Raw genomic sequence first — 22,730 nt, forward strand, 5'->3', positions numbered from 1 at the left:
CCGACACGTTCGAGGCGGCCTACTACGCTCAACCATCGACTCCCCAACCGGAGATGTCGCCAGCATAGGAGCGGCCAGATTCCCGGGTCGGTTCAGGGTTCGTTGGCGGGGGAGGTGGTGCGCGCGGTGTACGACCTGGGCCTGGTCGTCCCGTTCGCGTGGCCGCAGTGGGAGGACGCGCAGCGGCTGCTTGCCCCGGCGACCTTCGACCCGGCCACGCTGACCTGGCCGCACACCGTTGGACTGCTCACGTTGCTGCTCCGGCAGGAGCGGTTCTGTGACGGCACGGTGGCGGAGGCGTTCGAGGACGGCACGCTCCCAAAGCTGTTGGTGCGCCTCCTGGATTTCGCGCCGACACGGGGGGAGTGCATGACTGTCGCCTCCCCGCCGAACCCGCGGTCATCGGCCGCGTCCCCTCATCACAGGAGCCATCCATGACCCGCTACGCCCCCTACCTCCGCGTCTTCGCGGGGATGCTCGCCGCGATCTGCCTGTGGCTGGCGTTCGTGGAGTTGATCAACGGCAACGTCGGGCAGGCGCTAGTGCAGGTGCTGTTCGCCGCCGGCCTCGGCTACCTCGCGGTCGGAAGGCCGATCCGTGACCACCTGGCGCGGGTCAAGGCGGAGAAGGCTGGCCTCGCCGCCCGCGCGCAGGCCGGTCACGAGGCGTTCCTCGCCGGTGACCCGGCGGCGTTCGCCCCGCCGCCGGAGCCGCAGCCGACAAGGCCGATGCGCCGCGGCGTCCTCGTCGCCATTGCCGTTGCCGCGGTGTTCGTGCTGATCGGGATCGTCGGCGACATCGGTGACGGCCTCGACGCCGAATCCGACACGGACACCACCACAACCGCGCAGCCGACCCCCGCCGCCACGCCCCCGCCTGCGGCCACGCCCGCCGAACCTGCGGCAGCACCCGCCGCGTCCGCGGCAGCCCAGCCTGCCCCGGTGGCGCAGGCCGCTGCGGCGACGGCGACCATGCCGAACGTGGCGTGCATGAACCTGCAGGACGCCCAGGACACGATCCAGGCGGCGGGCGTCTTCTACTCCCGCAGCGCGGACGCGACCGGGCAGGGGCGCAACCAGGTCGTCGACCGCAACTGGGTGGTCGTCGGCCAGACCCCGCCCGCCGGGAGCCTCATCGGCGAGGGCGACGCGGTGCTGTCGGTCGTCAAGGTCGGCGAGCCGGGGGACTGCTCGTGACCGGGCGCCCGCAGGCGCGGTCGGCATGCTGAGTCGCCTCGGCCGGGCGGCCGCGGCACGGATCCGCGACGTGGGTTCCATCCCGTCGGGGTTGCGTGCGCGTCATGAGGTGAACCGGCGGATTGACCTGCAGCGCGAACGGTGGGAAGCCGAACTGGCGCAGTGCCGCGCGCGGCGTGCGGCGCTGTCCGCGCGGGTCCGGGACGAACGATGCGGCTTCGACCCCGCCGAGAGTGAGGGATCCCGGCTGGCGCTCACGGCGTACAACACCAACGCTGCGCGCATCGACGAACTCCGGGACCTGCTGCGCCACACGGCCATGCCGACCTACCTGCCGCAGTTCGCCGTCTGGTGCGGGTCTGTCGTCACGCTGCGGTTCGGTGACGACGAACCGTGCCGGATGATCGTCGCCCGCCACAGCCACGACGAGACGATCGAACCGTGCCCGCCGCATACCCCGTTGGGTGCGGCGCTGCTCGGCCGTCGGCGCGGCGACATCGTCGCGTACGTGGTCGACGGGCGGCATCGCACGGTGACCATCACCGAGCTGATCGGGTAGCGCCGAACCCTGGCCATTGCCTTCGAACGCGCGTACGATAGAACCCATGTTCGAGTCGGGGGGTTCGGGGCAGGCGGGGGTGACGTCGATGGATCCGTCGACTGAAACGGAGGCTCCCGGCATCCTCTCGGGTGTCCCGGACATCGAATGGACTGCGGTGCTGCGAGATCGGCACGCAGGGATTGCCCGCGCACAGTTCCTCGAGGTCGACGCGGTGGCGTCGGTGTACCTGGCGCGGTGCGCGGACGATGCCCGTCGAGGCTGCAACGAGGCGTTCCAGGGCGAGTTTGCGCACGTCGAGGTCGGCGTGATGCTGACAGTCACCGAGCCGGTGGCGCGGCGGTGGATCGGGTTGGGCCTTGACCTGCGATGGCGACTGCACGCGACGTCGGAGGCGTTCGCGTCGGGCCGCATTGATCAGGCTCGGGCCCAGGCCATTTCGGATGCGATGGCCAATGTGTCCGCCGACAAGGTGGAGCTGGTGGAGCAGCTCCTCCTGAACGGGATCGACGGGGCGACCACGTCGATGATCCGCCGTGCGGCCCGGCGCCTGATCGCCCGGCACGATCCGGAAGGCACGAAGGCGCGGCGCGAGCAGCGCGAGGCCGACCGGGACATGCGCTTCTACGCGAACGACGACGGAACCTGCACGGTGGAGGGCACCCTGCCCGGCCCGGCGGGCCAGCTGGTGGCGATGCGGCTGCGGAAGATGTCGTTCGACGTGTGCGCGGGAGACCCGCGCACCTTGGCGCAGCGCCGGGCCGACGCGCTGGTCGCGTTGGCGGATGGATCCGGTTGGCTGCGCTGCCTCTGCGGTCGCGCGGACTGCGCGCAGCTCGGGAGCTCGCAGCCGAAGCAGGACGGACCCCGTCCGGACGGACCCCGGCCGGACGGGCCCGCGGCGGCCACGGCCAGCGACTCGGCGCGGGTGGCCAGCAACGATCACGACGGCGCGGACGGCGAGAGCAGCGTGTGTGCCGCGGCCGATGATGCGGGGGTTGGCGCCTGTGCGGACGGTGATGCCGCGGACGGTGGCGATGCCTACCGTGGTGCCGCTGATGGGGGCGGTGCGCGCAGTGGCGGTGCGCGCGGCGCCGGCGCGGTGGAAACGGTCGTCGACGATCGAAGCGGTGCGGCCATGCGGCCGCTGCCGCCCACGACCATTCACGTCGGGGTGAACCTGACGACGCTGCTCGGGCTCGACGACCTGCCTGGCTTCCTCGCCGGGCACGGGTGGATCGACGCCGATCTCGCCAGGGACCTCGCGGCGGACGGCACCTGGCGGAAGGTACTCACCCTCACCGACGCGGACCGTGAGGCGCTGCTCGACGCGCTGTGCGGACACACTGGGCACGGCGGCGCGCCCGGCAACGAGACGGAAGACGACCGCTCCGACGGGGCGTGGTTGTCGAAGCGGCGATCCGGCACCCTCCCGCACGGAACGATCCTCGGCGTCGGCCGCGCACTGTCGGCCGCGGGGATCACCCCGGCGGCGATCCGGGAACACAGCCAACGCAGACGCGACCAGTTGACCTACCGCCCGACCCATCGGCTGGCGGAGATCGTCCGCGCCAGGGACGGCGGCTGCCGATTCCCGGGATGCGGCGTTCGCGCCGCCGCCTGCGACATCGACCACACGGTCCCGTTCGACCACACCAACCCCGAATCCGGCGGCTGGACCGTCGAACAGAACCTGGCGTGCCTCTGCCGGCGGCACCACCGCCTCAAGACAATCGGGCGATGGACCGTGCGGCAGATCGGCAGCGGTCGCCTCGAATGGACCTCCCCGGCGAGGGAACTCGTCATCACCGAACCGGCAGGCGAGTTCAGCACCGACGACACCGACCACCGGGTCGAGGCCGGTATCGCAGACCGCGGCGAGCCAGGATGGAACGAACCGGCATTCGATGAGTCGGATTCGGGTGAGCCGGATTCGAGTGACTCGGCATCGAGCGGGGCGGGCCCGGAAACCACACTGGTCGGTGCGGCCTCCGATGCCGAAATCGCGGAGCGCCTGGGTGTCACGCTCACCGACCGGGACACCATCGCGCGGCTCTTCGATCCATCACACGGCAGGGGAGTGGAAGCCGACCTGGCGTACATCCTCGACTGCCACCCCGCAGCGCCGCCGGTGGACGGTCATCCAGGCAGCGCCGAGGCAACCAGTGGCGACGGGTCGGGCACGTGCGCCGTCGGGGACGAACCGCCGCCCTTCTGAACTCCACGGACGAGCGGGTCATCGGCAAGCTGACAGTGGCGACGCAGGGGGCGGTGGGCACCCCTCATGCCCACCGCCTCGTGCGAGATCAACTACTGCAGTGCCACTTCCACCCCGCCGGAGAACATCGAGTCGTGCAGCTCCATCGACGCGGGAACCGCGTCGGCTGGCATGTCGTAGACCACCTTCAACGTCACCGCATTGCCGGGATTGATCTCGTCCCAGAACGCGACGTCGGTGTCGAGGTTCAGTCCGGCCGACGTGTCCGCGCTGAACTCGCGGCCCTGCGTGTCGAACAGCTTCTGGTCGCCGGGGCTGACACCCTTCGGCTCTCCGGAGGTGTTCAGCACCGTCATCGTGACGACCACGAACTGTCCCTGGGCTTGCTTCTCCAGGTACGGGTTGTCCCCGAGTGAGGACAGTCCGGTCTCGACGTTCGTCACGGTGAACTCGAACTTGCCGTCCCGCGCCGGACTACCGATCCCGGCGTCCGGGGTCTCCGAGGCTTCGGGGGCCGCCGCCGCGGCGGGGCCGGGCTCGCCGGACGCCACGGTCGGCGCGGCAGGTGCCGGGGTCGTCGCGTCCTTGTCACCGCCGCCTGCGACACCGGCGATCACGAGCACCGCGGCGATTGCGCCGACGATCCACGGCCACTTCCTGGTCTTCTTCGGCGGCGCTGCCGGTGCTCCGGGCGTCGGGTACTGCGGGGCGGGGCCGGGCCCCTGGGGTGCGGACATGATGTGGCCTTTCGGTGAAGGAGAAGTCGCAAGAACCGGAATCAGGTCGCGACGAGGAACAGCAGGCCTGCCTCGGCCTGCGGTGCGGAGACGACGACGGCCCCGAGGTCGCCGACCGTCACCCGATAGCTGTCGTGGCCGCGGGGGACTCCCGCGACCGAGAACCCGTAGGCGTGCCCACCGTCGACGGGGGTGTCGGTGTCGACGCGGCCCGTCGCGAGCTGCGTGCCCGCCCCGTCCCGCACGACAACCTCGGCGCCTGGTGCCACCCCCCCGGAGCAGTCGCCGTCGACGGTGTCGTCGGCGGCCGTGGTCGGCCCCGTCGCCACCTGCCCGGTCAACTCGAACGGGCGCCCGTCCGGCCGATTCGCGTGATCGATCGCGAACGCGAGCCCGGCCAGCGCGACGCACCCGACCACTCCGGCCGCGATCCGCACCGCCAATGCGGCGCGGGAGATCCGGTCGGGGAAATCCCCGGTGCCCGGATCCGGTGCGTCGAGGTGATCCATCACGGCTGCTCCTGACGTGTGCTGGTGGTGTGCCGCAATCGTGGCGACCCAACAGGCAATCAGGAAGCGGGACAGTGATAAGGGGGGTTATCGACCGACGGTGGCGTCGGCGTCCGGCGGGGCTGCGATCGTGCGCTCGGCGGAGGTAAACGCCGCACCGCCCATCTACATTGATCAGCATGAGTGAGGGAGCAGGCATGGCGGAGCAGGGCCTGACCGAGGCCGAATGGGAACATCTCGCCCTCGAAACGCTCGGCGAACTGGGCTGGAAGCCGATGCCGGGTGCGGAGATCGCGCCGGGCACCGGTGCGCGGGCCGGTTGGGACGACCTGCTCCTCGCCCCGCGGCTGCGGGCGGCGATCGCCGAACTCAACCCCGAGCTGCCCGCCCATGTCGTCGATCAGGCGGCGGCGATCGTCGCGACCGCAGGCTCGATGGACGCGCTCGCCGAGAACCACACCGTGCACGGGTACCTCGTCGAGGGCCTCCGCAAGGTCACCTACACCGACGACGCGGGCGCCGAGGTCACCCCGACGATCCGGCTGGTGTCCACCCATCCCGACGACAACGACTGGCTCGCGGTCAGCCAGGTCACCGTCCGCCGCGGAGACCATCACCGCAGGTTCGACGTCGTGCTGTACCTCAACGGAATGCCGGTCGGCATCATCGAACTCAAACGGGCGGGCAGCGAACACGCCGGTCTGATGGAGGCGCACGCCCAGCTGTGCACCTACGTCGCCGAGTTCCCGCTCGCGTTCCGGTTCGCCGTCTTCACGCTGGTGTCCGACGGGATCACCGCCAGGTACGGCACCCCGTTCACCGCCTACAACCACTTCTCGCCGTGGAACGTCGACGACGACGGTGCACCCGTCGCCGCCACCGCCGCCTCGGCGATGGAGGTTGCGATGTTCGGCCTCTACAACCAGGAACGATTCCTGCAGCTGCTGCGCAACTTCACCGCGTTCGACAAGGGCGAGCACGGCCTGGTCAAGCGGATCGCCAAGCCGCACCAGTACTTCGCGGTCACCAAGGCCGTCGCGTCAACGGTGCATGCCGTCGAATCCGACGGGAAGGCGGGCGTCGTCTGGCACACCCAGGGCTCCGGCAAGTCGATGGAGATGGAACTCTATGCCGCCCAGGTGATCCGGCACCCCAAGCTGGCCAACCCGACGATCGTGGTGATCACCGACCGCACCGAACTCGACGGCCAGCTGTACGAGACGTTCGCGCGCTCGCAGCTGCTTCCCGAGCAACCGCGACAGATCGGCCGCAGGGAGGAACTGCGCGGTGAACTGTCCGGCCGCACCACCGGCGGCATCTACTTCACCACCCTGCAGAAGTTCGGGAGGACGAAGGAGGAGCGGGACTCCGGTGCCGCGCATCCGCTGCTGTCGAGCCGGCGCAACATCATCGTCGTGGTCGACGAGGCGCACCGCAGCCACTACGACAACCTCGACGGCTACGCCCGACACCTGCGCGATGCCCTGCCGCACGCCGCGCTGATCGCGTTCACCGGCACCCCGGTCTCCTTCGAGGACCGCAACACCCGCGACGTGTTCGGTGACTACATCGACGTCTATGACCTGACCCGGGCCGTCGAGGACGGCGCAACGGTCCCCGTCCACTTCGAGAGTCGGCTGGTCAAGGTCGCGTTCGCCGACGGGGTCAGCGAGTCGGACCTCGACGCGACCGCCGACGAGGTGACCGTCGGTCTCGACGACACCGAACGGGAACGGATCGAGCGCAGCGTCGCGGTCGTCAACGCCGTCTACGGGGCGCCAGCCCGCCTCGACCAGCTGGCGCGGGACCTGGTGACGCACTGGGAGACCCGACGCGCGGCGATGAGCGAGTTCGTCGGGTCGACCGAGAACCCCACCGCGCCGGGCAAGGCGATGATCGTCGGCGGCACCAGGGAGACCTGCGCGAACCTGTACTCACGGATCGTCGCGCTGCGCCCCGACTGGCATTCCGACGACCTCGACAAGGGCCGGATCAAGGTCGTCTACTCCGGCACCGCTGCCGATCAGCCGCCGATCAGCGACCACGTGCGACGCGACTCGGCGAACGCAGTGATCAAGAAGCGGCTCAAGGACATCGACGACGAACTCGAACTGGTCATCGTCAAGGACATGATGCTCACCGGCTTCGATGCGCCGCCGCTGCACACGATGTACCTGGACCGGCCGCTCAAGGGTGCACTGCTGATGCAGGCGCTCGCGCGGGTGAACCGCACCTTCCGCGGCAAGCAGGACGGGCTGCTCGTCGCGTACGCGCCGGTCGCCGACAACCTCGCCGCGGCGCTGGCCGAGTACACCGAATCCGACCGGCAGAGCAGGCCGCTCGGCCGCGACATCGACGCGGCGATCGACACCGCGAAGAACCTGCTCACGAAGCTCGGGAACATCCTGCACGGGTACGACTGGAAGGTGAAGCTCCGCGAACCCGGCCCGCAGTCGTACGTTCGCGCGGCGCTCGGCGCCGTCGACCACCTGCGGGACCCCCGGAACCCGGAGAACCAGGTCGGGGAGGGGCAGGAGACGCTCGCCGCCCGGTACCGGAAGTTCTCGTCGCAGCTGTCCCGGATGTGGGCGATCTGCGGGAGCCGGGAGGAACTGCGCGGGCAGGTCGGCGACGCGAAGTTCTTCGAGGAGGTCCGCGTCTACATGGCCAAGTTCGACGCCGAGGATCGGGCGGCGCGCGGCCAGGTGATCCCCGAGGACGTCGAGCGGGCGCTGCGGACGCTGATGGCAGCGTCGGTGGAATCCGGTGACGTGCTCGACATCTATGCCGCGGCGGGGATGCCGAAGCCGGCGCTGTCGGAGATCAACGTCGAGTTCATCACCCGCACCCAGCAGGCCCGCAACCCCAACCTCGCGATCGAGGCGCTGCGCACGCTGATCAACGAGGAGTCGCGAAAGGCCGCTCGGCACAACATTGTCCGCCAGCGGGCCTTCTCGGCCCGGTTGCAGGAACTGATGCGCAAGTACACCAACAGTCAGCTCACCTCCGCCGAGGTGATCGCGGCGATGGTGGAGATGGCGCAGGAGGTTGCCAGGGAGGCCGACCGCGGGAAGCGTTTCGATCCGCCGCTCGGGGTGGATGAACTCGCCTTCTACGACGCGGTCAGCCAGAACCCGTCCGCCGTCGAGCAGCAGGGGGAGGGCAAGCTCGCCGACATCGCCCGTGACCTGGTCGCCGTGATGCGCCGCGACATCAGGACCGACTGGACCCAACGCGACGACGTGAAGGCGAAGCTGCGCTCGCAGATCAAGCGGCTGCTGGTCCGGCACGGCTACCCGCCGGACCAGCAGCCCGCCGCGATCAAACTCGTCCTCGAGCAGATGGAGATGATCGCGCCCGACATGGCGGCCTGACCGGGGAGCCCGAGTGCGGTGTCGGCGGCGGTGTCGGATCGCTCCGGCATACTGGCCGCCGACCCCACGAGCACCCAGGAGCGCACGGTGATCAGCACGCTGCAGGACCAGTTCCACGGCCGTCCCGTCGTCGAGTTTCCCATCGACGGGACACCCGTTCCCGCGCCATCCGGTCCGGTAGCCTGGCGAATCTCGGTGCCCACGTACGACACCGAGATCGAGTGGCCGGAGGCGTTCGCGACGTTTCGTACCGCGGTCGACCCGTCGTCCGTGCAGGCCATCGTCGTAGGGGGCTGGTCCGAGCCGTACGAGACCAGTTCGGCGGGCGTGGTGGCGGCACTCGTCGCCGCGGCCGACGAGATCCCCGCGTTGCGGGCACTGTTCCTGGGGGACATGACCTTCGAGGACTGCGAGATCTCGTGGATCGTGCAGTCCGACGTCACCGCCCTCCTCACGGCCTTCCCGCGGCTGGAGCACCTGGGGGTGCGGGGCGGCAATCAGCTGGAACTGAGCCCGGTGCGGCACCAGCACCTGCGCAGCCTGACGATCGAATCGGGCGGACTGCCCGGCGAGGTGGTCCGGGCGGTGGCCGCGTCGGACCTGCCCGCACTCACCGACCTGGAGCTGTGGCTCGGTGACGAGAACTACGGGGCCGATTCGACCGTCGACGATCTCGCCCCGATCCTCGCCGGCGATCGGCTTCCCGGCCTCACGCGCCTCGCGCTGGTGAACTGCGAGTATCAGAACGACACCGCCGCCGCGGTCGCGGCGGCGGCGATCGTGCCGCGGCTGCGGCACCTGGACCTGTCGAAGGGCATCCTCCAGGACGAGGGCGCCGAGGCACTGCTCGCCGGGCAGTCCCTCACCCATCTCGAATCCCTGGACCTGCACCACAACTATCTGACCGACGACATGCGCGACCGGATCCGGGCGGTCTTCGCGTCGTCAGGCACGGACCTGAACCTCGACGGCGGCGACGCCGACGAGGATGAGTACGACGGCACCATCTACCGGTCGGTCGCGGTCGGCGAATGACCCGTCCCCGCCTCGCGGTCGTGGGCAACCCGGAGAACCGGCGCGTCACGCTGTTCCTCGCCGCCGCGGATCGCTCCGGTCTCCCCGCCCCCCGGGTGGTGCCCTGGCGCGACGTACTCACCACGGGCGGCGCACGATTCGAGCCCGACGAGGTGGTGCGCCTCGACTCGCCCGGCGAGAATCCCGACGTCGACGCGTTGCTCCGCGGTCCCGGCGACCCGACCCGGATCGGGGGCGGCCCGCGGTGGTACGCCGCGCTGACGGCCGCCGTCGGGACGCTGCGGGGCGGGCGACTGCTGACCGACCCGGACGATCTGGCGGTGTTGTTCGACAAGCGGCGCTGCCACGGCGTCCTCGCGGACGCCGGTGTGCCGGTGCCGGTGTCGCCGACCTCCGGTGATGGCGCCCCGGTGCCGCGAGACTGGTCTGAGGTGCGGGACCTGGCGGTCGCGGCGGGGCTGCGGCGGTTCTTCGTCAAGCCGGCGCACGGCTCGTCCGCGGCCGGGGTGGTGGCGGTGGAGATCGGTTCCGGCGGCCGGGTGCAGGCCCGCAGCAGCGTGGAGATCGCCGCGGACGGGGTGCACAACTCGCTGCGCGTGCGTCGGTACACGGGCGACGACGCGGTCGGCGCCGTCGTCGACGCGGTGGCCGGGGAGACACTGCACATCGAGGCGTGGCTGCCGAAGCCGTCGGCCGCCGGTGGCGTCGCCGACCTGCGGGTGGTGGTGGTCGCCGGACGGGCGACCCACGCGGTACTCCGCATCAGCGGTCACCCGATGACCAACCTGCACCTGGGCGGGCGACGCGGCGACCTGGAGAGTGCGCGGTCCGGTTTCGAGTCCGTGGGCTACGGCTGGGACCGGGCGCTGGCCGTCGCGGAGTCGGCGGCCGCCTGCTTCCCCCGCACCCTGTGCGTCGGTGTGGACCTGCTGCCCGCCGCGGGCTGGCGCGGCGCCGCGGTTGGCGAGGTGAACGCCTTCGGCGACCTGCTTCCCGGCCTGGCCGGGCTTCCAGGTCGCGCCGACGGGCTCGACACCTACGCGGCGCAGGTGGCCGCACTCGACGAATGGATCGACGATGCCGCAGCGTGAGATGACACAGCGTGAGACGACACAGCCCGACATGAACACGGTCGTCGGCTCCGACGACATTCTGATGGTCACCCTCGACACGCTGCGCTACGACGTGGCGTGCGAGCTCGCGGCGGCCGGGCGGATCCCGAACCTGGCGCGGCACCTGCCCGGCGGTCGGTGGGAACAGCGGCACGCCCCCGGCAGCTTCACGTACGCCTCGCACCAGGCGATGTTCGCCGGGTTCCTGCCGACCCCGGTGGGACAGGGCCCGCACCCGCGGCTGTTCGCGGCCGAGTTCGGTGGCAGTGAATCCACCGCGGCCGGGACCTTCGTGTTCCCGGAGGCGAATATCGTTGCGGGCCTTGCCTCCGTGGGCTACCACACGGCATGCATCGGTGGTGTCGGCTTCTTCAACCGCCGGGGGGCGCTTGGCTCGGTGCTGCCCGACCTGTTCGCCGAGGCGCACTGGTCGCCCGACCTCGGGGTGACCTCGCCGACGTCGTTCGAGGCGCAGACGGACCTCGCGGCCCGGATCGTCGACCGGCTGCCTGCCAGCCAACGGCTGTTCCTGTTCGTCAACGTCTCGGCGCTGCACCAGCCGAACTGGTTCCATGCCGACGGCGCCACAGCGGCCGCCGGGGACACCCGGGCCACGCACGCGGCGGCGCTGGAGTACGTGGACCGGCACATCGGCCGGCTGTTCGACGTGGTGTCGAGCCGGCGCCGGTGCTTCGCGATCGTGTGCTCGGATCACGGCACGACGTACGGCGAGGACGGCTACACCGGTCACCGGCTCGGCCACCCCGCGGTGTGGACGGTGCCGTACGCCCATTTCTTCCTGGAGGGACCCCGATGACCGCCGTTGCAGTGGAATACGTTGCGCCATACCAGAATTACGTGTACGCCTACCCGCACAAGACTGCCTACCGTCCGCTTGACCCGCGCCCGGCGCTGACCGAGTTGTGGGCGGACGAACCGCAGGACGCGCTGTCGCTGTACCTGCACATCCCGTTCTGCGAGGTGCGGTGCGGGTTCTGCAATCTCTTCACCCGGGTCGGCGCCCCGGACGAGCTGACCACCCGCTACCTCGACGCCCTCGAACGGCAGTCCGCGGCGGTGCGCGAGTCGCTAGCGTCGTCGGCCCGGTTCGCGACGGCGGCGTTCGGCGGCGGGACCCCCACGTACCTGACCGCGGCGGAGCTGGGCCGGCTGTGCGACATCGCGGAGGGAATGGGTGCCGACCTGCGGGCGGTGCCCCTGTCGGTGGAGGCGTCGCCGGCGACCGCCACCGCCGACCGGCTCGCGGTCCTCGCGGACCGCGGCGCCACCCGGCTCAGCCTCGGCGTGCAGAGCTTCGACGACATCGAGGCCCGCGCCGCCGTCCGGCCGCAGCGCCGCGCCGACGTCGAGGCCGCATTGCAACGGGTCCGGGACGTTGCCATCCCCGTCCTCAACATCGACCTGATCTACGGGATCGACGGGCAGACACCGGAGTCGTGGGCCGCGTCCCTCGACGCCGCGCTGGCCTGGCGACCCGAGGAGCTGTACCTGTACCCGCTGTACGTGCGGCCACTGACCGGGCTGGCCCGGCGTCGCGTCGGTCCCGATCCGGAGTGGGACGCGCACCGCATGGATCTGTACCGCCGGGGCCGCGATCATCTGCTGGCCGCCGGGTATGTGCAGGAGTCGATGCGGATGTTCCGGCGCGCCGACGCCCCCGCCGCCGGGCCCAATGACCACGCCTGCCAGACCGACGGCATGATCGGACTCGGGTGCGGCGCCCGGTCATACACCAGGGATTTGCACTACTCGTTCGACTACGCGGTCGGCGCACACGAGGTGCGGGCCATCATCGACGACTACGTGGCGACCCCGGCCGGAGACTTCCGTCGTGCCGTCGTCGGCCACCAGATGACCGGTGACGAGGCGCGGCGCAGGCACCTGCTGCAGTCCGTGCTGCAGGCGGCGGGAATGCCGGTGGCGGACTACCGGTCCCGCTTCGGCGCAGCCCCGGCCGAGCACTTCGGTGACGAACTCGGCCGCTGGGCGGGTCGCGGTTGGCTTCTCGACGACGGCGACCGGCTCCGCCTGACCGAGGAGGGCCTGGCGTACTCGGACGCCCTCGGGCCCGAATTGTTCTCCCCGCGGGTCCGGGCGGCGATGGCCGCGTACGAGGGTCGCTGACGATGCTGACGCTCTTGTACCGTGGGCCGCTCGCGTCGTGTGACTACGACTGCCCGTACTGCCCGTTCGCGAAGCGCCGGGACACGCCCGCCCAGTTACGCGCCGACCGCGCCGCGCTGGACCGATTCTGCGGGTGGGTATCTGAGCAGGACGAGGACCTGTCGATCCTGTTCACGCCCTGGGGTGAGGGGCTGGTCCGGTCCTGGTACCGGCAGGCGCTGGTGACGCTGTCCCGGCTGCCGCAGGTGCGTCGGGTGGCGATCCAGACCAACCTGAGCTGCCGCACCGGATGGCTCGCGGACGCCGATCTGTCCGCACTAGCGCTGTGGTGCACGTACCACCCCGGGCAGACGCCGCACGACCGGTTCCTCACCAAGACACGCGAACTGACCGCGCTCGGGGTGCGGTTCAGTGTGGGCGTGGTCGGACTGCCGGAGCACCTGGACGCCGCCCGCCGACTGCGCACGGAGCTCCCGGACCCGGTGTACCTGTGGGTCAACGCCGCGGACGGGCACGAGTACACCGATGCGGACGCGGCCGACTGGGCCGCGCTCGACCCGCTCTTCGAGTACAGCAGGCATTCGCACCGGACCAGGGGCCGGGCATGCAGGACCGGGGAGACGGTGGTCTCCGTCGACGGTGACGGCACCGTTCGACGCTGCCACTTCGTCGCCGAGGTGCTCGGAAATCTGTACGACGGGTCCTACCGCGCAGCGCTGCGACCCCGGCCCTGCCCGCTGGCGGTGTGCGACTGCCACATTGGGTACGTGCACAGCGAGCAGCTCCCGCTGTACGACGTCTTCGCGGGCGGCGTGCTGGAACGGATCCCCGCCGAGCCGGTCCGGCTGCCGCACCCTCTGACGCGGTAGCGGACGGCGGCGGCGGAGCGAATCCCTCAGCGCCGCGCCCGGCCCGGCAGGATAACCGCGACGATCAGTGCCCCGACCGCCAGCGCCAGCCCGCCGACCAGGCTGGCCCCGCCGATGGCGTCGGCGAACGCGACGCCCGCCGCGTCCCGCAGCGGCTGCGCGAACGACGCCGCGATCGGGTTGGCGGCGAGTTCCTCGGCGACCAGTGTTGCGCCGCCGACGGATTCGCGGGACACCTCCATCGCGTAGTCGGCCTGCGCGGCCAGGTCCCCGGTCAGTGTCGGCAGCGGTGCGGAATCGATGAACCCGGCGATCGCGTCCTTGTAGCCCGCGGCGAGGACCGAGCCGAGGATCGCGATGCCGAGCGAGCCGCCGAGTTCGATGGCGGTGTCGTTCAATCCGCCCGCGGCGCCGAGATCATCGTCCGGGAAGCGGTCCATGATCGCGTCGGTGGCAGGCGGCTCGGCGAGGCCGATGCCCAGCCCGAGCAGCACCAGCGGCACCGCGAAATCGAGGTAGCCGGATCCGGCGTCGGCCCGGACCAGCAGCAGCACGCCCGCCGCGGCGATCGCCATGCCGCCGGCGATCACCCACCGGGTGCCGAGGCGCGGCGCGGCGCGACCCGAGGCCAGCGCGCCGACCGACACCGCGGCCGCCAGCGGCAGCAGCCGGACCCCGGTCTCGAGGGGGCCGTAGCCGAGCACGAACTGGAACTGCTGGGCGAGGAAGTAGATCGCGCCGAACGCCGCGAGGAACAGCAGCAGCACCGCGAGGGTGGCGCCGCCGATCGCGCGGTCGCCGAGCCTGCGCACGTCGAGCAGCGGATGCGGATGCCGCAGCTCCCAGGCGACGAACGCGGCGAGGCCCGCTGCCGCGCCGACGCCGGCCGCCACCGGCCCGGCGGTCCACCCGAAGTGGAAGCCGTTGATGATCGCGTACACCAACGCCCCGATCGCGACCACCGACAGCAGCCCGCCGATCCAGTCGATCCGGCCCGCCCGCGCGGCCTTCGACGGCGGAACCAGGATCAGCGCGGCCACCGCGGCGAGCACCGCGATCGGCACGTTGATCAGGAACGTGGCGTTCCACGAGGAGGATTCGAGGATCCAGCCGGCCAGCAGCGGGCCGAGCGCGATGGCAAGGCCCGCGGTCGCCGCCCACGCCGCGATCGCGCGGGATCGTTCGGCGCGCGGAAAGGTCGCGACGAGCAGCGACAGCGTTGCGGGCATGATGATCGCCGCGCCGACACCCATCACGATGCGGGCGGCGATCACGGCGCCGGTGGTGTCGGCGAGGCTGCCGAACACCGCACCCCCGGCGAACACCAGCAGGCCGGTCAGCAGCGCCGCGCGGCGACCGTAGCGGTCCCCGATCACCCCGCACAGCAGCATCAGCGCCGCGTACGGGACGGTGTAGCCGTCGATCACCCACTGCAGCTGCGAGCTGGTCAGGGCGAGGTCGCGGGTCATGTCGGGGGCCGCGACGATCAGCGCGGTGTTCGCCATCACCACGATCAGCAGCGACAGGCACAGCACGCCGAGCGCCGCCCACCGCCGCGGGTAGGGGGTCTGGTCGTCGGTCACCGGGCGGGTGGCGACAAGCGTCATTTTCGGGCTCCGTTCACGAGGCACGACCTCATTTGCACACTGTTGTGCAAGTCAAGAACATTGCACACCGATGTGCAACATGTGTGTGTCGGGGATCACGCGGCGCGGTCGTGGAACACTGCTGAGGTGGACGACGGCGTGGACGGCGAGGGCACCGGGCGGCGGCGCGGCCGGGTCAGGGCGAACAGATCCCGCATCATCGAGGCCGCGATCGCCGAGTTCGCCGCCAACCCCGACGCCAGCATGGACGAGGTCGCCAGGGCGGCCGGGGTGGTCCGCCGCACCGTCTACGGGCACTTCCCCAACCGGGAGGCGCTGGTCCAGGGCATCGCCGACGAGGCGTCCGCGGCGCTGGTCTCGCTGCTGGACGGGCTGCCCGACCTGCCCGACCGGCCGGACCTCACGACCGCGCTGCTTGCCCTGCTGAGCTGGCCGGTCGGCGACCGGTTTCGGGTGTTGCTCACCTTCGCGCGCAGGGAACTCGGCGAGGAACGCATTCGGGATCTGCTCGTGCCCGCCCGCGCGCCGAGCCTCGCGATCATCGAGCGCGGCCAGGCCGACGGGGTCTTCTCCCGCTATCTGCCCGCGCCGGTCCTCGTCGCGCTGTCCGAGGCGATCGCGCTCGCGATGTTCGAGGAGGCGAACCGCGGCGCGGTCACCGACAGCGGCGAGTCGTTCGCGGTCGCGTCCCTCGTCCTGCTCGGTCTCGCGCCGGAGCGGGCGGCGGCGATCGCCGACGAGGCGACGCGATGGCTGCGCGAGAGCAGCGCCGCATCCGGGCGCTGACCGCCGGTTACTCGGTGGGGCGACCCGTGCGGGCGCGATAGACTGCGAACGTCACCGCCGCCGGACCAGGGAAGCAGGCCATAGCAACCACGTGAGTGCAGACAGCGAAATGGGTGAGACCATGTCGTCCGCCGTATCCAGGTCTGATGGGTCCACGCGGGCGGTCGACGGTCGGCAGCGCCCCGCGCAGCGTTCCGTCCGCTCGAGCATGGAGATCCCGCCCGACGCGGTGCTGCCCCTGCTCGGATCCACCGACGAGAACCTCAAGGCGCTCGAACGGGCCCTCGCCGCCGACATCCACGTCCGCGGCAACAGCGTCACCCTCAGCGGGCGGGTCCCGGACGTCGCGCTCGCCGAACGGGTGATCGCCGAGCTCGTCGCCGTCGTCGGCCGCGGCGGGACGCTGAACCCGGACGCGGTCCGGCGCAGCGTCGCGATGATGGCCGACGGCGTTGGGGAGTCGCCCGCCGAGGTGCTCAGCCTCGACATCCTGTCCCGGCGCGGCAAGACCATCCGGCCCAAGACCGTCAACCAGAAGCGGTACGTCGACGCGATCGACGCCAACACCATCGTGTTCGGCATCGGGCCCGCGGGCACCGGCAAGACCTACCTGGCGATGGCGAAGGCTGTGCAGGCGTTGCAGTCCAAGAACGTCAGCCGGATCATCCTGACCCGGCCCGCCGTCGAGGCGGGGGAGCGGCTCGGGTTCCTGCCCGGCACCCTGCACGAGAAGATCGACCCGTACCTGCGGCCGCTGCACGACGCGCTGCACGACATGATGGACCCCGAGGCCATCCCGAAGCTGATGCAGGCCGGGGTCATCGAGGTCGCGCCGCTGGCGTACATGCGGGGCCGAACGTTGAATGATGCATTCATCATTCTCGACGAGGCGCAGAACACCACCGCCGAGCAGATGAAGATGTTCCTCACCCGGCTCGGGTTCGGCTCGAAGATCGTGGTCACCGGCGACGTCACCCAGGTCGACCTGCCCGGCGGGCAGCGGTCCGGGCTGCGGGCGGCCGCCGACATCCTCACCGACATCGACGACATCCACTTCGCGGAACTGACCAGCGCCGACGTCGTCCGGCACCGGCTCGTCTCCGACATCGTCGACGCATACGAACGGTACGACTCGGAACGCTCCGACGACAACGGCAGGCCCGGCAACCGGGCAGCGCGGCGAGCCGCGTCGCGGTGACCCGCACCGACACCCGAACCGAACCCCCGGAACCGGAATTGAGTCCCCGCACAGCCGCCACCGCGGCACGAGGAGAGCAACACAGATGAGCATCGAGGTATCCAACGAGTCCGGAATGGACGTGTCCGAGACGGAACTGGTCGACGTCGCCCGGTTCGCGATCTCCCGCATGGACGTGCATCCGGCGGCGGAGCTGTCGATGGTGCTCGTCGACCTGGACACGATGGCGGACCTGCACATGCGCTGGATGGACCTGCCCGGTCCGACCGATGTGATGTCGTTCCCGATGGACGAGCTCGAGCCCGGCGGACGGCCGGACGCGCCGGAGCCGGGTCCGGCGATGCTCGGCGACATCGTGCTGTGTCCGGCGTTCGCCGCCGACCAGGCCGCGAAGGCGGGCCACTCGACCGCGCACGAGCTGGCGCTGCTCACCGTGCACGGGGTCCTGCACCTGCTCGGCTACGACCACGCCGAGCCGGAGGAGGAGAAGGAGATGTTCGCGCTGCAGAACAGCCTGCTCGCCGAGTGGTACGAGGACGTGGCCCGGCGGCAGCGGGAGGCGGAACTCGCCGACCGGGACAGCCGCCTGCTCGGCAAGACCGGGTTCGTCGGGCCCGAGCAGTGACCCCGAGTGAGCGCCGGTGACCGGCGCCGTCCTGCTGATCCTGTTCGCTGTCCTCCTTGTCCTGCTCGGTGGGGTGTTCGCCGCCCTTGATTCGGCGCTGAACACCGTCTCGCCCGCCCGCGTCGAGGAGATGGCGAAGGACGATCGTCCCGGCGCGCAGCGGCTGCTCGCGGTGGTCGCGGACCGGCCCCGATACGTGAACCTGTCCGTGCTGTTGCGGATCGCCGCCGAAATCTGCGCGACGGTGCTGCTGGTCGCCGGGCTGCTGGAGCTGCTCTCGCGCGGCTGGGCGTTGGCGGTGGCCGCCGTGGTGATGGTCCTGGTCAACTACGTCGCGATCGGGGTCGGGCCGCGCACCGTCGGCAGGCAGCACGCCTACTCGATCGCGCTTGCCGCCGCGCTGCCGTTGCAGGGCCTCGGTGTGCTGCTCGGCCCGGTCAGCAGGCTGCTGATCCTGATCGGCAACGCGCTGACGCCGGGCAAGGGGTTCCGCAACGGCCCGTTCGCGTCGGAGATCGAACTGCGGGAGCTGGTCGACCTGGCGCAGGAGCGGGGCGTCGTCGCCGACGAGGAGCGTCGGATGATCCAGTCGGTCTTCGAACTCGGCGACACCCCCGCCCGCGAGGTGATGGTGCCGCGCCCGGAGATGGTGTGGATCGAGGCCGACAAGTCGGCGGGCCAGGCCACCTCCCTCGCGGTGCGCAGCGGGCACTCGCGGATCCCGGTGATCGGGGAGAACGTCGACGACGTGCTCGGCGTGGTGTACCTGAAGGACCTGGTGGAGAAGACGTACCACGATGTCGACGGCGGCCGCGGCGTCACCGTCGCCGAGGTGATGCGTCCGGCGGTGTTCGTGCCCGACTCGAAACCGCTCGACGGGCTGCTCGCCGAGATGCAGCAGGGCCGCAACCACATGGCGCTGCTCGTCGACGAGTACGGCGGCATCGCCGGGCTGGTCACCATTGAGGACATCATCGAGGAGATCGTCGGGGAGATCGCCGACGAGTACGACACCGACGAGATTCCGCCCGTCGAGGACCTGGCGGACGGCCGCTACCGGGTGTCCGCGCGGCTCCCGCTCGAGGACCTCGGGGACCTGTTCGACGTGGAGATCGAGAGCGACGAGGTCGACACCGTCGGCGGCCTCGTCGGCTATGAGCTGGGCCGGGTGCCGCTGCCCGGCTCCGAGGTCGTGGTCGCCACCGGTGACGCCTCGGACACCGCGACCCGGCTGGTGCTGCGCGCGGAGGGCGGCAGCGACGTCCGCGGCCGGGTCCGGATCAGCACCGTCCTGGTCCGGCGCGCACCCGAACCCGACGACGACACCGACACCCAGGAGCAGTCATGACCACCACCGAATTCCGTTCCGGCTTCGTCTGTTTCGTCGGACGACCAAACACCGGCAAGTCGACGCTGACCAACGCGCTGGTCGGCAGCAAGATCGCGATCACCTCGTCGCGGCCGCAGACGACGCGGCACACCATCCGCGGCATCGTGCACCGCGAGCACACCCAGCTGATCCTCGTCGACACCCCCGGCCTGCACCGGCCGCGCACCCTGCTCGGGCAGCGGCTCAACGACCTCGTCCGGGACACCTACTCGGAGGTCGACGCGATCGGGCTGTGCATTCCCGCGGACGAGAAGATCGGCCCCGGTGACCGGTGGATCCTCGAGCAGGTGCGGCAGGTCGCGCCGCGGACGAAGCTGCTCGGCATCGTCACCAAGATCGACAAGGTGAGCAAGGACCAGCTCGCGGCCCAGCTGCTCGCCGTCTCGAAGCTGCTCGGCGCGGACGCCGACGTGGTGCCGGTGTCCGCGTCGTCGGGGGAGCAGGTCGAGGTGCTCGTCGACGTCCTCGCCTCGCACATGGAGGAGGGGCCTGCGTTCTACCCGGACGGCGAACTCACCGACGAGCCCGAGGAAACCCTGATGGCCGAGCTGATCCGGGAGGCGGCGCTCGAGGGCCTCGGCGACGAGCTGCCGCACTCGCTGGCCGTCGTCATCGAGGAGATCCTAGAGCGGGAGGGCCGCACCGAGAAGCAGGGCGAGCTGCTCGACGTGCACGCGCTGCTGTACGTGGAGCGGCCCAGCCAGAAGGGCATCGTCATCGGCAAGGGCGGTGCCCGGCTGCGCGAGGTCGGCACCAAGGCGCGCAAGCAGATCGAGAAGCTGCTCGGCACCAAGATCTACCTCGAACTGCACGTCAAGGTCGCGAAGGACTGGCAGCGGGACCCGAAGCAGTTGGGCCGGTTGGGGTTCTGACCGTGTGGTAGCCGCGGCCGCTTCACCCGCACCGGGTGAGGCGGTCACCCGCCGCGGCGGGCGATGCTCGTGCCATGGACACCACATCGAAGCGGGCATCCGAGGGTCAGTTCGGCACCCCGGCCGTGGCCGCGTCGGCGGATGTCATCTCCGCGCTCACCCCGCAGATGCTCTTTGATGCCATCGCGATCCAGGTGGACGGTCCGAAGGCGTGGGACGAGAGGTTCACCCTCGACGTCGTCCTCACCGACGACGATGAGCGGTACCGGCTGCGGATCGCGAACGGGGTGCTCACCTACAGTGGCCGTCCCCAGAAGGGTGAGGCGGACGCGACCGTGACCGCGACCAGGCGGAGCCTCCCCGCGCTCGCGCTTGGCGGCCTGTCCGCGCAGGGGCTGGCCGACGCAGGCATCGAATTGAGTGGTGACGCATCGGTGCTGGAACGTCTTGCGGCGGTGCTGGATCCGGGCGAACCGGACTTCGCGATCAGTCACGGACTGACGGAAGGGGAGTGTGGCTGGTCGGGTGCGGGAGTGAGGGTGGATCGATGAATCTCGTACCCGACAGTCAGCGTCGGACGCGGTCCGAACTGGACGAGCGGCTCGACCTGACCCAGGGCGATCGCCGGGCCAAGGCGTCGGCGTTCTGGACGATGCTGACGTTGGCCGGGCTGATCGCGGTCGCCGGTGTCGTGGGTGACTCCACCGCAACGGTGATCGGTGCGATGATCGTCGCGCCGTTATCGACGCCGATCCTTGGCGTCGGATTGGGTATCGCCACCGGTCGGGGATCGCTGATCCGGCATAGCTTGATCGTGGTCGCGCTCGGGGTGGTGCTGGTCGTCGCGGTGGGTGCGGTATTCGCGCAGCTGCTTCCCAATCCCACCGACGTTCTTGCGAATTCACAGGTCACCGGCCGGACCTCGCCGAAGCTGGCCGATCTGGTCGCGGCGCTGGCGACCGGCCTGGTCGGTGCGATCGCGGTGACCCGCCGCGACGTTGGTGACGTCCTGCCCGGGGTGGCCATCGCGATCTCCCTCGTCCCGCCGCTCGGCGTGGTGGGGGTGTGTCTCGGGTCCGGGGCCCCGTCCCTGGCACTGGGAGCCCTTGTTCTCTTCCTGTCGAACGTGCTGGCCCTGATTGTCACCGCGACCGCAGTCCTCGTTTTCGCCGGTTACGGCGCCGAGGACGGTGCCGCCGCGAGACGGCGCGGTGGCACCTACCTCGCACTCGCGATCGGGGTGTTCGTCGTTGCCGTGCCGATGGTCGTGAATACGCTGTCCACGTTGTGGGCTCAGCAGATTGGGGAAGCAGGCGAGCGGTGGCTGCAGGACGTGCCCGGCGCCCGGGTGACCGACGTCAGCTGGCAGGGGGATACCGCGATCGTGTCGGTCCTGGGTCCCGCCGAGCTGCCACCGATCGACGAGCTGCAGGCGACCGTCGATTCCATTGTCCCGTTCGACCCGGCGGTGCAGGTGATCCACACCGTCGGCGCGCGCATTTCGCCGGGGTGACGGGCCCGCCGCCGTCAGGGGGCGGGGACGAGCAGCCGCAGGATCGCCGCCGAGATGTCCTGCGGCACACCGGTGGCGACGCGGCGCAATTGCAGGCCGGCGACCGTCGCGACCAGCGTCGGTGCGACGGTGGATGCGTCCGGCACACCCAGCGCGTCCAGGATGGTCACCGTGAGGTGGTCGTAGGCGGCGAAGCAGTCGTCGGCGGCCTGCCGCAGCGCCGGGTCGCGGCCCGCCTGGATGTACAGCTCGAACGGGGCGAGGCGTTCGGCGGACCACCCGAGGTCGCCGACCACCCGTTCGGTCAACGCCGCCGCGTCCGCGACGGACAGGCCGCGGTCCCGGTAGCTCTCGGCGAGGTCGGTGAGCCGGGTGGTCTCCGCGGTGACGAACCCGAGCAGCGCGTCCCGCAGCATGTCGGTGCGGGTGGGGAAGTGGTAGGTGATCGACCCGAGCGAGACACCGGCGTCGGCGGCGACCCGCCGGTTGGTCACCGCGGCCACACCGTCCGTACCGATCACCTGCAGCACCGCCCGCAGGATCCGTTCCCGGGCCGTGCCCGCGGTCACGTCACCACCACCGTGCGGGAACCGCCCGGTCCCAGTGCAGTTCGTGTTCGAGCTGCGCGGCCAGCGACACCAGCAGGGGTTCACTGGACTCCGGACCCATCAACTGGGCTCCGCGGGGCAGGCCGGCGTCGGTGAACCCGGCGGGGACATTCACCGACGGCCAGCCGAGCACGTTCCACGGCCACGCGTACGGGCAGGCGGCGGTGATGATCCGGTCCGTCGCGACGTGTCCGGCGGTGTCGATCGCGCCCACCGGCGGCGGTGCGGTCGCGGTGGTCGGCGCGAGGATGACGTCGAATTCGGTGAAGATTCGCCCGATCCGGCGTCGGAAGTACGGTTCGGAGGCGCGGGGGGGGGGGAAGACCGCCCCCCCAAAGGGGGGCACGGTGTGGGGAATCGAAAAAGTGTGTGGGGCT

The 22,730-nt window shown here is 70.8% G+C and carries 22 protein-coding genes; 17 read left to right on the forward strand and 5 right to left on the reverse strand.

What is annotated here, in order from left to right; translation table 11 throughout:
• From ACWF62_RS13625 to ACWF62_RS13640, 4 genes are all read left to right on the forward strand, one after another.
• The coding region (locus ACWF62_RS13625) for a DUF6508 domain-containing protein (RefSeq protein WP_452630328.1) at window positions 1–438 on the forward strand (438 nt) is incomplete at its 5' end.
• Window positions 435–1,196: a PASTA domain-containing protein gene (locus ACWF62_RS13630; RefSeq protein WP_452630329.1), complete on the forward strand. Its 762-nt coding sequence runs from the start codon at window positions 435–437 to the stop codon at window positions 1,194–1,196. The genes ACWF62_RS13625 and ACWF62_RS13630, both read left to right, overlap by 4 nt.
• Window positions 1,197–1,221: 25 nt before the next feature.
• The gene (locus ACWF62_RS13635) at window positions 1,222–1,755 is read left to right on the forward strand and encodes a hypothetical protein (RefSeq protein ID WP_452630330.1); all 534 of its coding nucleotides are present in this window, start codon (window positions 1,222–1,224) and stop codon (window positions 1,753–1,755) included.
• A 46-nt stretch (window positions 1,756–1,801) separates the two neighbouring features.
• Entirely contained in the window at window positions 1,802–3,973 is a 2,172-nt protein-coding gene (locus ACWF62_RS13640) for a DUF222 domain-containing protein (protein ID WP_452630331.1), read from the forward strand.
• A gap of 92 nt (window positions 3,974–4,065) precedes the next feature.
• On the opposite strand, the gene ACWF62_RS13645 is transcribed toward ACWF62_RS13640, so the two are convergent.
• Entirely contained in the window at window positions 4,066–4,710 is a 645-nt protein-coding gene (locus ACWF62_RS13645; protein ID WP_452630332.1) for a DUF4352 domain-containing protein, read from the reverse strand.
• A gap of 41 nt (window positions 4,711–4,751) precedes the next feature.
• On the reverse strand, window positions 4,752–5,219 hold the full coding sequence (locus ACWF62_RS13650; protein WP_378508309.1) for a hypothetical protein: 468 nt from the start codon (window positions 5,217–5,219) through the stop codon (window positions 4,752–4,754).
• Window positions 5,220–5,398: 179 nt separating this feature from the next.
• Between ACWF62_RS13650 and ACWF62_RS13655 the strand changes: the two genes are divergently transcribed.
• The 6 genes from ACWF62_RS13655 (at window position 5,399) to ACWF62_RS13680 (ending at window position 13,754) form a co-directional block, all read left to right on the forward strand.
• On the forward strand, window positions 5,399–8,593 hold the full coding sequence (locus ACWF62_RS13655) for a type I restriction endonuclease subunit R (RefSeq protein ID WP_452630333.1): 3,195 nt from the start codon (window positions 5,399–5,401) through the stop codon (window positions 8,591–8,593).
• A gap of 87 nt (window positions 8,594–8,680) precedes the next feature.
• On the forward strand, window positions 8,681–9,628 hold the full coding sequence (locus ACWF62_RS13660) for an STM4015 family protein (protein ID WP_452630334.1): 948 nt from the start codon (window positions 8,681–8,683) through the stop codon (window positions 9,626–9,628).
• Window positions 9,625–10,719, forward strand: a complete 1,095-nt coding sequence (locus ACWF62_RS13665; RefSeq protein ID WP_452630335.1) for an STM4014 family protein — start codon at window positions 9,625–9,627, stop codon at window positions 10,717–10,719. Before ACWF62_RS13660 ends, ACWF62_RS13665 begins: the two co-directional genes overlap by 4 nt.
• On the forward strand, window positions 10,706–11,557 hold the full coding sequence (locus tag ACWF62_RS13670; protein WP_378570550.1) for an STM4013/SEN3800 family hydrolase: 852 nt from the start codon (window positions 10,706–10,708) through the stop codon (window positions 11,555–11,557). The genes ACWF62_RS13665 and ACWF62_RS13670 overlap by 14 nt, the downstream gene beginning before the upstream one ends.
• Window positions 11,554–12,885 (forward strand): STM4012 family radical SAM protein, encoded by a 1,332-nt coding sequence (locus ACWF62_RS13675; RefSeq protein ID WP_452630336.1) that lies wholly within the window; start codon window positions 11,554–11,556, stop codon window positions 12,883–12,885. Before ACWF62_RS13670 ends, ACWF62_RS13675 begins: the two co-directional genes overlap by 4 nt.
• A gap of 2 nt (window positions 12,886–12,887) precedes the next feature.
• Complete coding sequence (locus ACWF62_RS13680) at window positions 12,888–13,754, forward strand: STM4011 family radical SAM protein (protein ID WP_378508314.1); 867 nt, start codon at window positions 12,888–12,890, stop codon at window positions 13,752–13,754.
• 26 nt (window positions 13,755–13,780) lie between these two features.
• Here ACWF62_RS13680 and ACWF62_RS13685 read toward each other — a convergent pair whose 3' ends face one another.
• Complete coding sequence (locus tag ACWF62_RS13685; RefSeq protein ID WP_452630337.1) at window positions 13,781–15,361, reverse strand: MFS transporter; 1,581 nt, start codon at window positions 15,359–15,361, stop codon at window positions 13,781–13,783.
• Between the two features lie 126 nt (window positions 15,362–15,487).
• Between ACWF62_RS13685 and ACWF62_RS13690 the strand changes: the two genes are divergently transcribed.
• The 7 genes from ACWF62_RS13690 to ACWF62_RS13720 all read left to right on the forward strand — a co-directional run bounded on the left by ACWF62_RS13690 (window position 15,488) and on the right by ACWF62_RS13720 (window position 21,745).
• Window positions 15,488–16,147, forward strand: coding sequence for a TetR/AcrR family transcriptional regulator (locus ACWF62_RS13690; protein WP_452630338.1), 660 nt, complete (start codon window positions 15,488–15,490; stop codon window positions 16,145–16,147).
• Window positions 16,148–16,268: 121 nt separating this feature from the next.
• Entirely contained in the window at window positions 16,269–17,345 is a 1,077-nt protein-coding gene (locus tag ACWF62_RS13695; protein WP_452630339.1) for a PhoH family protein, read from the forward strand.
• An 85-nt stretch (window positions 17,346–17,430) separates the two neighbouring features.
• The gene (gene ybeY / locus ACWF62_RS13700; RefSeq protein WP_452630340.1) at window positions 17,431–17,970 is read left to right on the forward strand and encodes an rRNA maturation RNase YbeY; all 540 of its coding nucleotides are present in this window, start codon (window positions 17,431–17,433) and stop codon (window positions 17,968–17,970) included.
• 16 nt (window positions 17,971–17,986) lie between these two features.
• Entirely contained in the window at window positions 17,987–19,318 is a 1,332-nt protein-coding gene (locus ACWF62_RS13705; RefSeq protein ID WP_378508319.1) for a hemolysin family protein, read from the forward strand.
• Window positions 19,315–20,232, forward strand: coding sequence for a GTPase Era (gene era, locus ACWF62_RS13710; protein ID WP_378508320.1), 918 nt, complete (start codon window positions 19,315–19,317; stop codon window positions 20,230–20,232). The genes ACWF62_RS13705 and era overlap by 4 nt, the downstream gene beginning before the upstream one ends.
• A gap of 74 nt (window positions 20,233–20,306) precedes the next feature.
• On the forward strand, window positions 20,307–20,783 hold the full coding sequence (locus ACWF62_RS13715) for an alkyl sulfatase C-terminal domain-containing protein (protein ID WP_378508321.1): 477 nt from the start codon (window positions 20,307–20,309) through the stop codon (window positions 20,781–20,783).
• Window positions 20,780–21,745 (forward strand): DUF389 domain-containing protein, encoded by a 966-nt coding sequence (locus ACWF62_RS13720; protein WP_378508322.1) that lies wholly within the window; start codon window positions 20,780–20,782, stop codon window positions 21,743–21,745. The genes ACWF62_RS13715 and ACWF62_RS13720 overlap by 4 nt, the downstream gene beginning before the upstream one ends.
• Before the next feature lie 14 nt (window positions 21,746–21,759).
• Here the strand turns inward: ACWF62_RS13720 and ACWF62_RS13725 are convergent, their stop codons facing one another.
• Window positions 21,760–22,314: a TetR/AcrR family transcriptional regulator gene (locus tag ACWF62_RS13725; protein WP_378570536.1), complete on the reverse strand. Its 555-nt coding sequence runs from the start codon at window positions 22,312–22,314 to the stop codon at window positions 21,760–21,762.
• A gap of 1 nt (window position 22,315) precedes the next feature.
• Window positions 22,316–22,730, reverse strand: a 415-nt coding sequence (locus tag ACWF62_RS13730) for an amidase family protein (RefSeq protein WP_452630341.1), incomplete at its 5' end; no start/stop codon positions are given.

It is taken from the genome of Rhodococcus sp. NPDC054953 (assembly GCF_053609225.1).

Bases quoted from the DNA above. Each gene is read 5' to 3' on its own strand.
- ACWF62_RS13630 (WP_452630329.1), top strand. From the start codon at position 435: ATGACCCGCTACGCCCCCTACCTCCGCGTCTTCGCGGGGATGCTCGCC.
- ACWF62_RS13635 (WP_452630330.1), top strand. From the start codon at position 1,222: ATGCTGAGTCGCCTCGGCCGGGCGGCCGCGGCACGGATCCGCGACGTG.
- ACWF62_RS13640 (WP_452630331.1), top strand. From the start codon at position 1,802: ATGTTCGAGTCGGGGGGTTCGGGGCAGGCGGGGGTGACGTCGATGGAT.
- ACWF62_RS13645 (WP_452630332.1), bottom strand. From the start codon at position 4,710: ATGTCCGCACCCCAGGGGCCCGGCCCCGCCCCGCAGTACCCGACGCCC.
- ACWF62_RS13650 (WP_378508309.1), bottom strand. From the start codon at position 5,219: ATGGATCACCTCGACGCACCGGATCCGGGCACCGGGGATTTCCCCGAC.
- ACWF62_RS13655 (WP_452630333.1), top strand. From the start codon at position 5,399: ATGAGTGAGGGAGCAGGCATGGCGGAGCAGGGCCTGACCGAGGCCGAA.
- ACWF62_RS13665 (WP_452630335.1), top strand. From the start codon at position 9,625: ATGACCCGTCCCCGCCTCGCGGTCGTGGGCAACCCGGAGAACCGGCGC.
- ACWF62_RS13670 (WP_378570550.1), top strand. From the start codon at position 10,706: ATGCCGCAGCGTGAGATGACACAGCGTGAGACGACACAGCCCGACATG.
- ACWF62_RS13675 (WP_452630336.1), top strand. From the start codon at position 11,554: ATGACCGCCGTTGCAGTGGAATACGTTGCGCCATACCAGAATTACGTG.
- ACWF62_RS13680 (WP_378508314.1), top strand. From the start codon at position 12,888: ATGCTGACGCTCTTGTACCGTGGGCCGCTCGCGTCGTGTGACTACGAC.
- ACWF62_RS13685 (WP_452630337.1), bottom strand. From the start codon at position 15,361: ATGACGCTTGTCGCCACCCGCCCGGTGACCGACGACCAGACCCCCTAC.
- ACWF62_RS13695 (WP_452630339.1), top strand. From the start codon at position 16,269: ATGTCGTCCGCCGTATCCAGGTCTGATGGGTCCACGCGGGCGGTCGAC.
- ybeY (WP_452630340.1), top strand. From the start codon at position 17,431: ATGAGCATCGAGGTATCCAACGAGTCCGGAATGGACGTGTCCGAGACG.
- era (WP_378508320.1), top strand. From the start codon at position 19,315: ATGACCACCACCGAATTCCGTTCCGGCTTCGTCTGTTTCGTCGGACGA.
- ACWF62_RS13715 (WP_378508321.1), top strand. From the start codon at position 20,307: ATGGACACCACATCGAAGCGGGCATCCGAGGGTCAGTTCGGCACCCCG.
- ACWF62_RS13720 (WP_378508322.1), top strand. From the start codon at position 20,780: ATGAATCTCGTACCCGACAGTCAGCGTCGGACGCGGTCCGAACTGGAC.